Origin of the sequence: Pseudomonas sp. Sample_20 (genome assembly GCF_004307585.1) — a bacterium.
Classification (GTDB): Bacteria; Pseudomonadota; Gammaproteobacteria; order Pseudomonadales; family Pseudomonadaceae; genus Aquipseudomonas; species Aquipseudomonas atacamensis.
Genome location: NZ_RCOA01000122.1, coordinates 1 through 14,967, shown reverse-complemented (window position 1 = coordinate 14,967; position 14,967 = coordinate 1). Strand labels below are relative to the sequence as shown.

The window sequence follows — 14,967 nt, the reverse complement described above, 5'->3', positions numbered from 1 at the left end:
CTCGGTCGGGCAAATGCGGCGATTGTACTGATTGCGCGAAATAACGCACTGACAAAGTAACCAAAATGCCATCAAGCCGATGAAACGCTTGTTCGATCGTCCTACAAGACTCTGTGGCGGGCTTTAACCTAAGCAGAACTGGCTGATGACGATCGTTCCCACGCTCTGCGTGGGAATGCAGCCGGGGACGCTCCGCGTCCCTTTCAAAGCTGAACGCGGAGCGTCCGGTGAGGCATTCCCACGCAGAGCGTGGGAATGATCATCGGGTGTTGTCGCTGACATCCAGTTGGCCGTCCCAGCCGCCGCCCAGTGCGGCGATCAGTTGCACGCTGGCAATCAATCGACTCTGCAGAATATTCAGCACACTACGTTCGTTACTCAGCGCCGTGGCCTGCACCACTACCACATCGATATAGGCAATCAGTCCGGCCTTGTACTGGTTTTCCGTCAGGCGCAGGGAATCGCGAGCGGCATCCAGCGCTTCCTGGCGTACCGCCGCTTCGTCTTCATACACCTTGAGCTGGACCAGGTAGTTTTCCACCTCGCGGAAACCGTCGAGCACGGTCTGCCGGTAGCGGGCGACGGTTTCGTCATAGGCCGCCTCGCTGCGGTCGACCTCGGCCGAACGAATGCCGCCGTCGAACAGCGGCAGAGAAAGCTGCGGGCCGACCGACCAGAAACGGTTCGGCAGGCTGATCAGGTTTTTCGAGGTACTGCTGCTGTAGCCGCCGCTCAGGCTCAGGGTCAGGTCCGGGTAATACGCGGCTTTCGCCACGCCGATATTGGCGTTGGCGGCGATCACCGAGCGCTCTGCCGAAGCGATGTCAGGACGGCGTTCCAGCAGTTGTGAAGGCAAGCTCAGCGGTACTTGCGGCAGATTCGGGATGCTCTGGCTTTCGGCAATGCTGAAGTTGGCCGGTGCTTCGCCGGTCAGTACGGCAATAGCGTTTTCGAACTGTGCGCGCTGCCAGATCAGGTCGACGAGATCGGCCTGGGTGCTTTTCAACTGGGTTTGCGCCTGCGCCACCGCATCGCGCCCGGAAACCCCGGCGCGGTACTGGTTCTGGGTCATTTTCAGCGAACGCTCATAAGCGGCAACGGTGGCCTCAAGCAAACGCTTCTGCTGATCGATCACGCGCAGTTGCAGGTAGTTCTGCACCAGTTCCGATTGCTGACTCAGACGCATCGCTGCCAGATCGGCAAAACTCGCCTGGGCGTTGGCCTCATCCGCCTCCAGCCCACGGCGCAGCTTGCCCCAGACATCGGCTTCCCAACTGACGCCCAGTTGCGCGGTGTAGGTATCACGAATACCGCTTGAGGAACTGCTCAGGCTCGAACTGCTGCTGCCGGTGCCCTGACTGGAGCGGTTCTTGCCCAGACTCAGGTCGACGCTGGGGTAAAACGCCCCACGCGCGCTGCGCACCAAAGCCTGCGCCTGCCGAAACTGCGCTTCGGACTGGGCGACGGTCTGGTTGGAGCTGTTGAGTTTTTCGATCAAGGCGTTGAGCTGTTGGTCGCCGTACAACTCCCACCAGGCGCCACGGGCCAGCGAGTCGCTGGGATTGGCCTGACGCCAGCCCTCGGCTTCCTTGAACTGAGCGATTTCGGCAGTTTGCGGGCGCTGGTAGTCCGGGCCGACTGCGCAAGCGCTGAGCAGCGCCACGCACAGTGACAGGCTCAACAGGCGCGAGCCGCGAACGGTGGCCAATTGGAGAAGCGAACGGTCAGTCATAGCGGAGTTTCCAGAGCGGCGTCAGTGCGCACGCCACGCCATTTGTTGAAGCGATGGCGCAGCTTGTCGAGATAGAGATAAACCACCGGGGTGGTGTAGAGGGTCAGGACCTGGCTGAACACCAGACCGCCAATGATGGTCAGGCCCAGCGGCTGGCGCATTTCCGCACCCTCGGCACGGCCGAGCAGCAAGGGCAAGGCGCCGAGGATCGCCGCCAGCGTGGTCATCAGGATCGGCCGCAAGCGTTGCAGGCAGGCGCTGCGGATCGACTCCAGCGGCGACAGGCCCTCATGCCGCTCCAATTGCAGCGCCAGATCGATCATCAGGATGGCGTTTTTCTTCACCACGCCGATCAGCAGGAATATCCCCAGCAGGGAAATCAGGCTGAACTCGCCTCCCAGTGCATAAATCGACAGCAACGCGCCAACCCCGGCCGAGGGCAAGGTCGAGAGAATGGTCAGCGGGTGGATGTAGCTTTCATACAGCACACCGAGCACCAGATACACCGCCAGCAATGCACCGAGGATCATGAACGGCTGGCTCTTCTGTGTGGCCGCGAAAGCATCAGCGGTGCCGGCCATTTTCGCAATCACATCCTCCGGCAAACCGACCTTGGCGATCGCCCGTTCAATGGCGGCACTGCCCTGCTCTACGGTCACGCCTTCGGCCATATCAAATGAAATGCTTTCGGACGCGAACTGGCCTTCATGACTGACGCGGTCGTTTTCCAGGCTGTTTTCGTAATGGGCGAACGTCGACAGCGGCACGCGCGCACCGTCAGCGGTAATCACCTCGACCTGCTTGAGTGTCACCGGATCCTGGGCGTATTTCGGATTGACCTCCATCACCACCTGATACTGGTTGAGGCTGTCGTAGATCGTCGAAATCTGCCGCTGGCTGTAGGCGTTATTGAGCACCGCGGTGACCATGTTCATGTCGACGCCCAGGCGCTTGGCCTGATCCCGGTCGACGATCAGTGTCACCTGCTGTGCCCCGGCACCTTCGCGGGCATCGATGGCGGTCAGCTCGGGCAAGGCACGCAACGCGGTGACCACTTTCGGGAACCACTTGCGCAATTCAGCGAGGTCGCCGCTTTGCAGGATGTAGGTGTACTGCGAACTGGTCTGCTCGCGGCCGCCACCAAACTGCAGATCCTGGTCGGCCATGAGCATCAACTGCGCCCCGGGCACCTTGGGCATTTCCTTGCGCAGACGTTCGATGACTTTCTGTGCCGACAGCTGGCGCTCCTTGATCGGTTTCAGGCGCACGATCATGAACGCGTTGTTGGTGCCGTTGTTGCCGCCGATGAACCCGGCCACGCTTTCCACCGCTTCATCCTTGAGCACGGCGCGGCGGAAGGTTTCCATTTTCGGCTGCATGACGTTGAACGACAGACCGTCGTCGCCACGCACGAAACCAATCAACTGGCCGGTGTCCTGCTGCGGCAGGAAGGTTTTCGGCACCACCACATAAAGCGCGATGTTGACACCAACGGTGAGCAGCAGACTGAACAAGGTCAGACGCCGATGACGCAATACCCAGTCGAGGCTGGTGGCGTATTTGCCGACCATCCAGTCGTTGGTCTTGTGGCTCCAGCGTTGCAAGCGGTTTTCCTGGCCTGGGGTGTGCGGCTTGAGCCAGCGCGCGCAGAGCATCGGTGTCAGCGTCAGGGACACCACCAGCGACACCACGATTGCCGCCGCCAGGGTAATGGAAAATTCGCGAAACAAGCTCTCGACCAGCCCGCCCATGAACAGGATCGACAGGAACACCGCCACCAGCGAGACGTTCATCGACAGCAGGGTAAAGCCGACTTCCTTGGCCCCGAGGTACGCGGCCTGCATCGGCTTGACGCCTTCGTCGATATGCCGGGAAATGTTCTCCAACACCACGATGGCGTCATCCACCACCAGTCCGGTGGCGAGAATCAGCGCCATCAGCGACAGGTTGTTCAGCGAGAACCCGTAGAGGTACATCACCGCAAAGGTACCGACCAGCGACACCGGCACCGCCAGGGTCGGGATCAGCGAGGCGCGGAAGTTACCCAGAAACAGGTAAACCACCAGCACCACCAGGGCGACGGCGATCAGCAAGGTCATCTCGGCTTCGTGCAGCGTGGCCTTGATTACCGGCGAGCGATCCATGGCCAGATTTAGTTTGACGCTGGCCGGCAGCACCGCTTGCAGCGCGGGCAACTGCGCCTTGATCTCGTTGACCGTCTCGATGATGTTGGCGCCGGCCTGACGGTTGATCACCAGCAATACCGCCGCGTCGTCATTGAAGAAACCGCTGTTGTAACGGTCTTCGACGCCATCGCTGACTTTCGCCACGTCCTTGAGACGCAACGCGGCGCCGTCGGCGTAGTGAATGATCAGCGACTCATAATCCTTGGCTTTCTCCAACTGGTCGTTGGCCTGGATCTGCCACAAGCGCTCGCCGTCCTCGACCGAACCCTTGGGCCGGCGTACGTTGGCGTCGGCAATGGTCTTGCGCACATCGTCGAGGGCCACGCCGTACTGGTTCAGCGCCTGCGGTTCGAGCTCGATGCGCACCGCCGGCAGCGAACTGCCACCGATCTGCACTTCACCGACGCCCTGCACCTGCGACAGGCTTTGCGAGAGGATGGTCGAGGCCAAGTCGTAGAGCTGGCCTTTTTCCAGCACATCCGAAGTCAGCGACAGCACCATGATCGGCGCCTGCGACGGGTTGACCTTTTTATAGGTCGGCATGCTGCGCATCCCACTCGGCAGCAGATTGCGCGAGGCGTTGATCGCCGCCTGCACTTCCCGCGCCGCGCCGTTGATGTCGCGGTCGAGGTCAAATTGCAGAATCACCCGCGTCGAACCCTGACTGGAGCGGCTGCTCATGGTATTGACGCCGGCAATCGCACCGAACGAACGCTCCAGCGGCGTCGCCACCGTCGAAGCCATCACCTCGGGACTGGCGCCCGGCAGACTGGCCTGAACCACGATCACCGGGAAGTCCATCTGCGGCAATGGCGATACTGGTAGCAGACCGAAACTGACCCCACCGAGCAACATGATTGCCAGCGAGAGCAGCATGGTTGCCACGGGGCGTTTGATGAAGGGACCTGAAAGATTCATGCGCTCCAGCCCCTACCGCCGAACCCTGTGGGAGCGAGCTTGCTCGCGAATGCGGTATTACATTCAACATTGAAAGTGACTGACCCACCGCTTTCGCGAGCAAGCTCGCTCCCACAAGGGATATGTGCTGATTGCGGGGTCATACCGCGACCTCTTCACCTTCGGCTTTGGCTTTGCCAAAGCGCCTTCCGAGGCGGTCGAAGTACAGGTAAATCACCGGCGTGGTGAACAGCGTCAACACCTGGCTCACCAGCAAACCGCCGACCATCACCAGACCCAACGGCTGACGCAATTCAGCACCAGACCCAGTGGCCAGCATCAGCGGTACCGCGCCGAACAACGCTGCCAGTGTGGTCATCAGAATCGGCCGGAAGCGCAGCAACGCCGCTTGATAGATCGCCTCCGCCGGGGCCATGCCCTGGGTGCGTTCAGCGTCGAGGGCGAAGTCGATCATCATGATCGCGTTCTTCTTGACGATACCGATCAGCAGGATGATGCCGATGATCGCGATCATGCCCAAATCGTTGCCACTGAGCAGCAACGCCAGCAAGGCGCCGACCGCTGCCGATGGCAAGGTCGAGAGAATGGTGATCGGATGGATGTAGCTCTCGTAGAGCACGCCCAGCACGATATACATGGTCACCACCGCCGCCAGAATCAGCAGCAAGGTACTCGACAGCGAAGCCTGGAACGCTTGCGCCGCGCCCTGGAACTGGGTCTGCACGCCGACCGGCATGCCGATGTCCTGCTGCACTTGCTCGATGATGTCCACGGCATGCCCCAACGCCACGCCCGGCGCGAGGTTGAACGACATCATCACTGCCGGAAACTGGCCGATGTGGGTGATCGCCAATTGCGCCTGACGTTCTTCGACATGCGCCAGACTCGACAGGCGTACCTGCGCGCCGTCGGTGGTCTTGACGTGAATCTGATCCAGCGCCTGCGGGCCGATCTTCTCCCCGGCCTGGGCTTGCAGCACCACGCGATACTGGCTGGCCTGAGTATAAATGGTCGAAATCTGCCGCTGGCCGAACGCGTCATATAGCGCATCGGTGATATTCGCCACCGACACGCCAAGGCGCGATGCGGCGTCGCGGTCGATCACCAGATAGACCTGCAAGCCCTTGTCCTGCAAATCACTGGCAACGTCGGTCAACTCCGGACGCTGCGCCAGGGCTTCGACCAGACGTCCGCTCCACTGGCTGAGCAATTCGGAGTCCGGCGAAGACATGCTGAACTGATACTGCGTGCGACTGACCCGATCCTCGATGGTCAGGTCCTGCACCGGCTGCATGAACAGTCGAATGCCGACCAGTTTGTCCAGTTGCGGTTGCAGGCGCGCGATCACTTCGCTGGCCGTCAGATCGCGCTCGCCGTGGGGCTTGAGGTTGATCAGCAAGCGGCCGCTGTTGAGCGTGGCGTTGTCGCCGTCGACGCCAATGTAGGACGACAGGCTCTGCACCGCCGGATCTTCGAGAATGATCTTCGCCAGTTGCTGCTGCCGCTCGCCCATCGCCGCGAAGGAGATCGACTGCGGCGCTTCGGAAATGCCCTGAATCACGCCGGTGTCCTGCACCGGAAAGAAACCCTTCGGCACGATGACGTAAAGGAATACGGTCAACGCCAGCGTGCCGATGGCGACCAGCAAGGTCAGCGGCTGATGCTTGAGCACCCAGCGCAGCATCCGCCCGTATTCGTTGATCATCCAGTCGATGAACGCACCGCTGGCGCGGTAGAAACGGCCTTGCTCGTGCTCCTGCGGTTCACGCTTGAGCAGGCGCGCGCACATCATCGGCGTCAGGGTCAGCGACACCACCAGGGAAATCAGGATCGCCACCGCCAGGGTGATGGCGAATTCGCGGAACAGGCGCCCCACCACGTCGGCCATGAACAGCAGCGGAATCAGGACGGCGATCAGCGACAGGGTCAGGGAAATCAGGGTGAAGCCGATCTGTTTCGCGCCCTTGAGCGCGGCCTGCATCGGGCTGTCACCCTCTTCGATGAAGCGCGAAATGTTCTCGAGCATGACGATGGCGTCGTCGACCACGAAACCGGTGGCAATGGTCAGCGCCATCAGCGTCAGGTTGTTCACCGAGAACCCGGCGAGGTACATCACGCCAAAGGTGCCGATCAGCGACAGCGGCACGGCTACGGACGGAATGATCGTCGCACTGGCGCGACGCAGAAACAGGAACGTGACCATGACCACCAGTGCGATGGCGATCAGCAATTCGTGTTGCACGTCGGTGACCGAGGCACGGATGGTCTGGGTGCGATCCGTCAGCACCGTGACGTCGAGGCCGGCCGGCAGGTTGTCGGTGATACTTGGCAGCAAGGCCTTGATACGGTCGACCACTTCGATAACGTTGGCGCCCGGCTGACGCTGGATATTCAGCAACACCGCCTGATTCTGGTTGGCCCACGCGGCCAGACGCTCGTTCTCGGCGCCATCGACGATTTCCGCGACGTCCTTGAGCCGCAACGGCGCGCCGTTCTTGTAGGTCAGGATCAGATTCGCGTAGTCCTCGGGCGAGGTCAGTTGGTCGTTGGCATCGAGCATCGACACCCGGGTCGGGCCATCGAAGTTGCCTTTCGGCTGGTTGACGTTGGAGGCGCCGATCAGCGTGCGCACGTCCGACAGGTTAAGGCTGTTGGCCGCGAGCGCTTCGGGGTTGACCTTGATCCTCACGGCCTGACGCTGGCCACCAGCGATGCTGACCATGCCGACGCCGCTGATCTGGGCGATCTTCTGCGCCATGCGCGTATCGACCAAGTCATTGAGCTTGGGCAGCAGCATGGTTTTCGAAGTGATGGCCAGGGTCAGCACCGGGGTGTCCGCCGGATTGACCTTGTTGTACACCGGCGGCGCCGGCAGGTCGGTGGGCAGCAGGTTGGTCGCGGCGTTGATCGCGGCCTGCACCTGCTGTTCGGCGACGTCCATGTTGATGTCGAGGCTGAAACGCAGGGTCAGCACCGAAGCGCCGCCGGAGCTGGTCGAGGCCATTTGCGTCAGGCCCGGCATCTGCCCGAACTGGCGTTCAAGCGGCGCGGTGACGGCGCTGGTCATCACGTCCGGACTGGCGCCGGGGTACAGGGTCATGACGCGGATGGTCGGGTAATCGACCTGCGGCAAGGCCGAAACCGGCAGCAGGCGATAAGCGATCAGGCCGGCCAGGACAATGGCCAGCATGCTCAGGGTGGTGGCTACCGGACGGAGGATGAACAGCCGCGAAATGTTCATGCGCCCTTCTTGGCCTTGTCAGCGATGGTCGCATCGGGATTGGCGGCAGATTTGCCTTGCAGGTGTTCGGTCGGCGAGGTCGGCACTTCGCTGCTGTCATTGACAACTTCGACTTCGCTGCCCTCCTTCAGGCGATCGGTGCCTTCGAGCACCACGCGATCACCCGCGGCGAGACCTTCGGTGACCACGGTGTTGTCACCGTCGCTGGCACCGATTTTCAGTTGGCGAATGGTGACTTTCTTGTCGCCGTCCAGCGCATAGACAAAGGTGCCATTGGTGCCGAACTGGATCGCAGCCGACGGCGCCAGCACTACACCTTTGAGCGTGTCTGCCAGCAAATGGACGTTGACGAACTGGTTGGGAAACAGGGACTGGTCGCGATTGTCGTAGCGAGCCTTGAATTTCAAAGTGCCGGTAGCGACGTCGATCTGGTTGTCGAGGCTTTGCAGCACGCCAGTGGCCTGCAGCTTGGTGTCGCCGCGATCCCACGCTTCGGCAGGCAACTTGGCGCCGCTGCGGTAACGGGCGAGCACGGTGTCGAGGCTGTTCTCCGGCAAGGTGAAGGCCACGCTGATCGGTTGCGTCTGGGTGATCACCGCGAGGAACGTGGTGTCGTTGGCGGCGACGAGGTTGCCGACGTCGACCTGACGCAGACCGACGCGACCGGCAATCGGCGCGCGGATCTTGGTGAATTCGAGATTGAGCTTGGCATCGTTGACCGCTGCCTGATTGGTCTTGACCGTGCCCAAGTATTGGCCGACCAGCGCTTCGGCGGTGTCGAGGGTCTGTTTGGCGATGCTGTCTTCTTTATACAGCCCACGATAACGCTCGACGTCGACCTGGGCGTTTTTCAGTTGCGCCTGATTCTGCAGCAGCGTGCCTTCGGCCTGGAGCAAAGCATTCTGGTAAGGACGCGGATCGATCTCGGCCAACAGGTCGCCCGCCTTGACCATCTGCCCTTCTTCGAAATGAATCTTTATCAGTTCGCCGCCCACGCGGCTGCGAACATTGATGGTGTTCAGCGCGGTGACCGTGCCCAGCGCCTTGTAATACAGCGGGAAGTCGCCCTTCACCGCCGGCGCCACACGCACCGGAATCGGCCCGGTACCGCCGCCGAAGCCCGGCCGCATCATTCCCGAGCGCCCGGTATGCCCAGCGGCCGCTTTGTCGCCGCCCGCCTTGTCAGCAGAGCCGGCGGGCCAGAATTTCCAGCACAGGACAGCGATGACCAACAGGACCAGCAGGCTGATCAGCCAGCGACGGGATTTGCGGGGGGACGATTGCATGGAGTTATTGACCATTGGGCGCGTGGGCTTCTATTACGGGAGGCTGAACGATAAGCACTGAGTGGATTTAAGCAAAGCAGCTTTACCGGCAATTTACCTTCCACTTACGTTTCAAGGTGTGAGGCAAAACCCTGATACACAAATGAAAACGGCCTGGACAGGGCCAGGCCGTTAACAATTGTAAAAGCCTTACTTGAGAACGGACAGTGCCGCTTCGTAGTTAGGCTCTTCGGCGATTTCCTTGACCAGTTCGCTGTGCAGGACGGTGTCGTTTTCGTCCAGCACCACAACGGCGCGAGCGGTCAGGCCTTTCAGCGGGCCGTCAGCGATGGCCACGCCGTAGTTTTCGATGAACTCGCTGCCGCGCAGGGTCGACAGGTTCTGTACGTTTTCCAGACCTTCGGCGCCGCAGAAGCGCGCCTGGGCGAACGGCAGGTCAGCGGAGATGCACAGCACCACGGTGTTGCTGATGTCGTTGGCCTGGGCGTTGAACTTGCGCACGGAGGTGGCGCAGGTCGGGGTGTCGACGCTTGGGAAGATGTTGAGGACTTTGCGCTTGCCGGCGAAGTCTTTCAAGGTGACGTCGGACAGATTGCCGGCTACCAGGGAAAAGGCTGGCGCCTTGGAACCGGCTTGTGGCAACTGGCCGTTGACTTGAACCGGATTGCCTTTGAGGGTGACTTGAGCCATGACTTGAGTCCTTCTGTTTTTTGATTGGAAAGCATGCAAGAGGCGGAAGTTAACCACGAAATCGGCTGACGACCTATGCCCTGTTTGAAATTGTTGGGTGCTGAGCGGTGACATTGTATACAACCCACCGCAGCTTCCCTGTAGGGGGTGAGCCCGCTAGCAAAAGCGTTGTGTCAGGCAGCACATTCGAAACTGATACAGCGAAATGCGAGCAGGCTCACTCCCATACTGAATACGAGTCCAGTGTGGCAGCGAGCCTGCTCGCGAAAAGGCAACCGGCCTTACTGCATCATTTGGCTTCAGATTTGAGTTTCAGATACGACTGATGCAGATCGCTTGCCCAGCCATCGATCACCGCTTTCATGTCGTCGGCTTTCATCACCTGGGAAGAGTTTTCCAGCGGTTTGCCGGTACCTTTGCGCACTACCTGCGCGATGACATGATTGGTCGCGCCGTCCATGAATACCGCTTCGGTGGCCAGCGTGGTTTCCTGGTCGCGGATGCCAGAGGCCGTACTTACCGCTGCGGCGACCAGTGCGATCGGGATCACTTCATAGACTTGCAGGCCTTCGGTCTTGCTGCTGACTGCGGTAATCGCCGGACGCACCACAATTACGCCCGGCCCGGGACCTGCGGCCAACGGCAGCGATTTGCCGAGTTCGCGCTTGAGCGCCTGATCGTAATAGCTGGTGATGCCATTGAGAGTCTGCTGGGGGATTTTCTCGGTGGCTTGCGGCTTCGGGTAGAGCTGGCTTGGCTCTACGTAAACGCTGGTGAATTTATTGATGTCGAGTTTCGGGTCCATCCAGCGCATCACCTCGGCACCAGAGGGTGACTTGGCCTCCTTCAACTGGCTGTAATCCTTGAGAAAGCCGGAATACTGGTCAGGCTCGACGGTTTTGCTGGAACAACCCACCACGCCAAGGGTGGCAATGCACAGCGTGCCCATCACGACGGCTAGCTTCATGCTGTAATTCCTTTGAGAAGGCCAAGACATTTTGCATAGGGGAGATACAGGTATAGCCAAAACCCCGGCAAATGCGATGGCCAATTGCAAAGTTCACATCCGACAGCGCGTGTGCCTCGCCAACCGGTATTACCAGGACGATGTCTCGCCACTGCGCAACGCCATCTCTCGCCGGCTATTGGCGCGCATCGCCTTGATCAGTGATACCGTTCCCACCAGCAGAATCGCCGCACCAAACAAAAAGTCGATGTTGTACAGCTGGAAATCTTCCACCGGCCCGATCAGCAATGTGCGCACCACCGCAATCCCCACCAGCGTCGCGAGAAAGTCGATCCCCGGTTCATCGCGGTAGAACACCAGCATCAGCGGCAGGCACAGCACCAGCAGAAGCAACAGCACCACCACCTTGAACGAGCCTTTGCGCTCGACGCTGAACGCGCACTCATGCGCGCCGTAAGGCTTGTAGTCCTCATCGCGAATCATCGAGTTTTTCTCGTTGATGTAGTCGGCGCGGTTGTACTTCTGGATCGGCGTGAAGGTGTTGGACATCTCCATCAGCGTGGTGATGTTCTTGAAGCGCAAGTCGATGCGCTCGCTGCCCTTGAGGTAATACAGCACCGGTTTGTAGCCGTAGCGATAGGTATCGAAGGGGAACGCGGCAGTCTGAGCGTGCACGCCGATTGCGCGAGGCTCAAGTTCGGCGAAGGCGCTTTTATTGGTCGACGAGAGGTTGCGGCTCAGCGGCTGCACCTTGACCTGCTCGAGGAAGATCGGCGTCACGCCGAAAGACCACTGCAACGGTTCCAGACGCAGGCGCAGTTCGTTGCGGCCCAGGTCGTAGCGGTTGAAGGTGCGTTCGGAAACCACCAGCGAACCGCCGACCATGAACTCGCCGCGCAGGTTGTTGGTGACGCGCAAGGTCAGTTGATCCTTGCCCAGCAACGCCGCTTCCGTGGTCGGTGGCGTGCCGCACCATGCGGTGCTTTCGCCGACGCCGCCGAGCTGGCCGTCGCGGTTTTCCTTGAATACATAAAAGTAACTGGCCCACAGCGTCAGCAGCAAAAGCGACGCCGTGAGACCGAGGATTTTTTTGCCCGGACTCACTGATAAGACTCCCTTCTTCGGTTCCATCGTCCAGCCGAAAACCCGCTGGCGACGGCGACTCTACCAAAAGGCCATCAGTGACCCAAGGGAAAATGCCGGATTGGCACCGGACCTAAGGGTTTCCCCGGTACTCGCCTCACCCCCCCAAGGAGCGAGCCTGCTCGCGATAGCGGTGTTTGATCGTTCCCACGCTCTGCGTGGGAATGCAGCCCGGGACGCTCTGCGTCCCAATCTAGGTGCGATCGCGAGGAATCAGGCTCTGCAGTTGCTGCGCCAGAAAATCCGCATCAAACGCAAACGTATCCGGATCCTTCAAGCCATTGGTCTTGCGCCACTGCCACGCACCATCCGCCAGGCCAACCAGGGAAATACTCCCGTACCGCGCTGCCGTCAGCCCCATCACTGCCAGGGAAATCTGCCCGCCGCTGCCCATCACATCCGGCACAAACTCCACCGGTTTGCCGGCAATCACAATGCTCAACTTCTCAGTCTTGAACGTCGAGGTCTCCACCGGCACGCTCGGCCCGAACGCGACATACGCCTCGCGACTCACCTCCAGCAGATTCGGCGCCTTGACCGGTTCAAGCCATTGCTCGATCTGGTCGAACAGCGCGCCAATCCGTCTTGCCCATTCAGCTGATTGCGTAGTGAACAGTTGCTTCTTGTGCGCTTCGCTTTCGGCATAGTGGCGAAGCATCTCGCCCAGTTGCTGTACGTCGTTCATTGCGGTGTTCCTCGGAAAGGACCTGCGAAGGGTGATAGTGGCAGATCCCCGGCGCGGCGTACGTTTAGTTCTTGCAGATGCACAGTTGCGCGAAAGATCGGCGGTACAGTCAGTCGGTACTGGCGTCGAGTCTCGAACAGAAGGTAACTTCGGGCAGACCTGAATGCTCGACACTGACATTTGCTTGAGGAAATCCAATGCGCACCATCGGCCTTATCGGCGGCATGAGCTGGGAGTCCAGCGCCGAATACTATCGCCTGATCAACCAACAGGTCCGCGAGCGCCTCGGCCCTTTGCGTTCGGCGCAGTTGCTGATGTTCAGCGTCGACTTCGGCCCGGTCGAACAGGCCCAGCACGCCGGGCGCTGGGACGATGCAGCGGCGATTCTGGTGGATGCCGCACGCAGGCTTGAAGCTGGCGGCGCCGATTGCGTGGTGCTGTGTACCAACACCATGCACAAGGTCGCCGAGCAGATTCAGGCCGCGATCAGCATTCCGTTCCTGCACATCGCCGAACCCGCCGCCCAAGCTGCATTGGAAATCGACGCGCGCACGGTCGGGTTGCTCGGCACCGCGTTCACCATGGAGCAGGACTTCCTCAAGCAGCGTCTGATCGCCCAAGGCCTGACCGTACTGGTGCCGGATGATGCCGAGCGCAAAGAGGTGCACCGGATCATCTACGACGAACTCTGCGTGGGCGTGATCAGCGAACAATCGCGAGAAATCTACCAAGGCGTCATCGAATCCCTGACCGCCCGTGGCGCCCAGGCAATCATCCTCGGCTGCACCGAAATCGGCCTGCTGATCAAACCCGAACACAGCGCCCTGCCCCTGCTTGACACCACCGAGCTGCATGCGCAGTCGGCGGTGGCGTTTGCACTGGGCGAATGACTCAGGGTTTCGGGCTATTGCGTAGACGGGCCATGCTCAACGTATCGACCCACTGCCCGTCGCGCACCGCGTAGTCACGCAACAGCCCTTCGGCCTCGAAACCGAACTTGCGGTAAAGGCCGATGGCCGCCTCGTTGTCGGCGTAAACCGTGAGTTCGACGCGGTGCAGATTCATCCAGTTGTCGGCCACGTCCAGCGCCGCTGCCAACAACATCGATCCCACGCCTTTGCCCTGCCAGGCTACCGCGACCGCCATGCCGAAACTGCCGGCGTGGGCGCGGCGCATGCGTGAATAAGCTTCCAGGCCCAGATTGCCGATCACCACGCCTTGGTGCAGGGCCACCAGTTTCAGCGCACGTTCGTTATCAGCCTGAAGTCGCTGGCGCCAGACCTCGGTGGATTGAAACGGCATTTGCAGCACTTGCCGTGCAACGACGGGGTCGTTGTAAAGCGCAGTGATACCTTCGAGGTGGGATTCGTTGGAGCGTTCGAGATGGATCGTGGAGGTTGGGTCTGACATGGGATCGGTCCGTGATCAGCGTGTGGCTGGTCACTCTAAACCGCTGATCTGGAATCTGGCGAGATGTAATTTTGGGAGCGAGCCTGCTCGCGAAAGCGACCTCACAGCCAGCACCTGCTTTCCGGCTCTACCGTGCTGTCGCCAATTTTTGCCTTTTAAACGCCGCTGTTTAAAAGACACCTCCAGACACGCCTTCCAGGCTACAAATTCTTGCGCCATTGCCTACAGCTACGCCAGAATCCGCCGGCTTGTACGCCTAGGGGGCGGATTCTATTGTGGTGCGGTCGCTGACGAATCAGCGATCGGGTCTCGCAGCCCGTCGATCTCTGGACGCACAACACCCGCTGTTTTTATGGCGGCTGTACGTGGGAGACCTTAGGGTCTGCCGGTTCTAGAGTCCCGGTCTGCGACCCGCGTACAGCTGCCACCAACCATTTCGTATCGCAGCGAAAGTTGGCAGCTCCGTCGACTCTAGGAGCTTCACCATGATCAAACCAACACCCAACCCACCCGAATCCGACCCTATCTCACCTTACGAATCCCTCGACTCAAAAAAACTTCACCAAGCCGCCGACCGCGCCCTCGACCACTACCTCTGCCCACCCGGCTCAACCCCACCGCCGTTCAGCCCCCGCGCCATGTACGCCGTCACCGCCGACACCAAAAACGAAGACCTGCTGGCCAACGCCTGCGAAACCCTCGCCTCAGC

The 14,967-nt window shown here is 60.5% G+C and carries 10 protein-coding genes and 1 pseudogene; 2 read left to right on the top strand and 9 right to left on the bottom strand.

The features are described from left to right. Positions 1 to 259 precede the first annotated feature (259 nt). The 8 genes from D8U70_RS23670 to D8U70_RS23630 form a co-directional block, all read right to left on the bottom strand. Complete coding sequence (locus D8U70_RS23670) at positions 260 to 1,732, bottom strand: efflux transporter outer membrane subunit (RefSeq protein WP_130929874.1); 1,473 nt, start codon at positions 1,730 to 1,732, stop codon at positions 260 to 262. Then, complete coding sequence (locus tag D8U70_RS23665) at positions 1,729 to 4,836, bottom strand: efflux RND transporter permease subunit (protein ID WP_041480999.1); 3,108 nt, start codon at positions 4,834 to 4,836, stop codon at positions 1,729 to 1,731. The genes D8U70_RS23670 and D8U70_RS23665 overlap by 4 nt, the downstream gene beginning before the upstream one ends. Positions 4,837 to 4,975: 139 nt before the next feature. Then, positions 4,976 to 8,077, bottom strand: coding sequence for an MdtB/MuxB family multidrug efflux RND transporter permease subunit (locus D8U70_RS23660; RefSeq protein WP_130929873.1), 3,102 nt, complete (start codon positions 8,075 to 8,077; stop codon positions 4,976 to 4,978). Beyond that, positions 8,074 to 9,378, bottom strand: coding sequence for an MdtA/MuxA family multidrug efflux RND transporter periplasmic adaptor subunit (locus tag D8U70_RS23655; RefSeq protein WP_130929872.1), 1,305 nt, complete (start codon positions 9,376 to 9,378; stop codon positions 8,074 to 8,076). Before D8U70_RS23655 ends, D8U70_RS23660 begins: the two co-directional genes overlap by 4 nt. 174 nt (positions 9,379 to 9,552) lie before the next feature. Beyond that, positions 9,553 to 10,053: a thiol peroxidase gene (gene tpx, locus D8U70_RS23650; protein WP_016774621.1), complete on the bottom strand. Its 501-nt coding sequence runs from the start codon at positions 10,051 to 10,053 to the stop codon at positions 9,553 to 9,555. Between the two features lie 289 nt (positions 10,054 to 10,342). Continuing rightward, positions 10,343 to 11,020: a DUF3313 domain-containing protein gene (locus D8U70_RS23645; RefSeq protein WP_071172345.1), complete on the bottom strand. Its 678-nt coding sequence runs from the start codon at positions 11,018 to 11,020 to the stop codon at positions 10,343 to 10,345. 129 nt (positions 11,021 to 11,149) lie between these two features. Further along, positions 11,150 to 12,124 carry a hypothetical protein gene (locus D8U70_RS23640; protein WP_130929871.1) on the bottom strand — a complete coding sequence of 325 codons (975 nt, stop codon included), beginning with the start codon at positions 12,122 to 12,124 and terminating at the stop codon, positions 11,150 to 11,152. Between the two features lie 232 nt (positions 12,125 to 12,356). After that, a complete protein-coding gene (locus tag D8U70_RS23630) occupies positions 12,357 to 12,848 on the bottom strand; it encodes a hypothetical protein (RefSeq protein WP_122704438.1) in 492 nt (163 codons plus the stop codon). A 197-nt stretch (positions 12,849 to 13,045) separates the two neighbouring features. Between D8U70_RS23630 and D8U70_RS23625 the strand changes: the two genes are divergently transcribed. After that, the gene (locus D8U70_RS23625) at positions 13,046 to 13,738 is read left to right on the top strand and encodes an aspartate/glutamate racemase family protein (RefSeq protein WP_130929870.1); all 693 of its coding nucleotides are present in this window, start codon (positions 13,046 to 13,048) and stop codon (positions 13,736 to 13,738) included. A gap of 1 nt (position 13,739) precedes the next feature. Here D8U70_RS23625 and D8U70_RS23620 read toward each other — a convergent pair whose 3' ends face one another. Beyond that, positions 13,740 to 14,258: a GNAT family N-acetyltransferase gene (locus D8U70_RS23620; protein WP_130929869.1), complete on the bottom strand. Its 519-nt coding sequence runs from the start codon at positions 14,256 to 14,258 to the stop codon at positions 13,740 to 13,742. A gap of 485 nt (positions 14,259 to 14,743) precedes the next feature. Between D8U70_RS23620 and D8U70_RS23615 the strand changes: the two are divergent. Further along, a pseudogene (locus tag D8U70_RS23615) lies at positions 14,744 to 14,967 on the top strand (hypothetical protein); the annotation flags it as partial.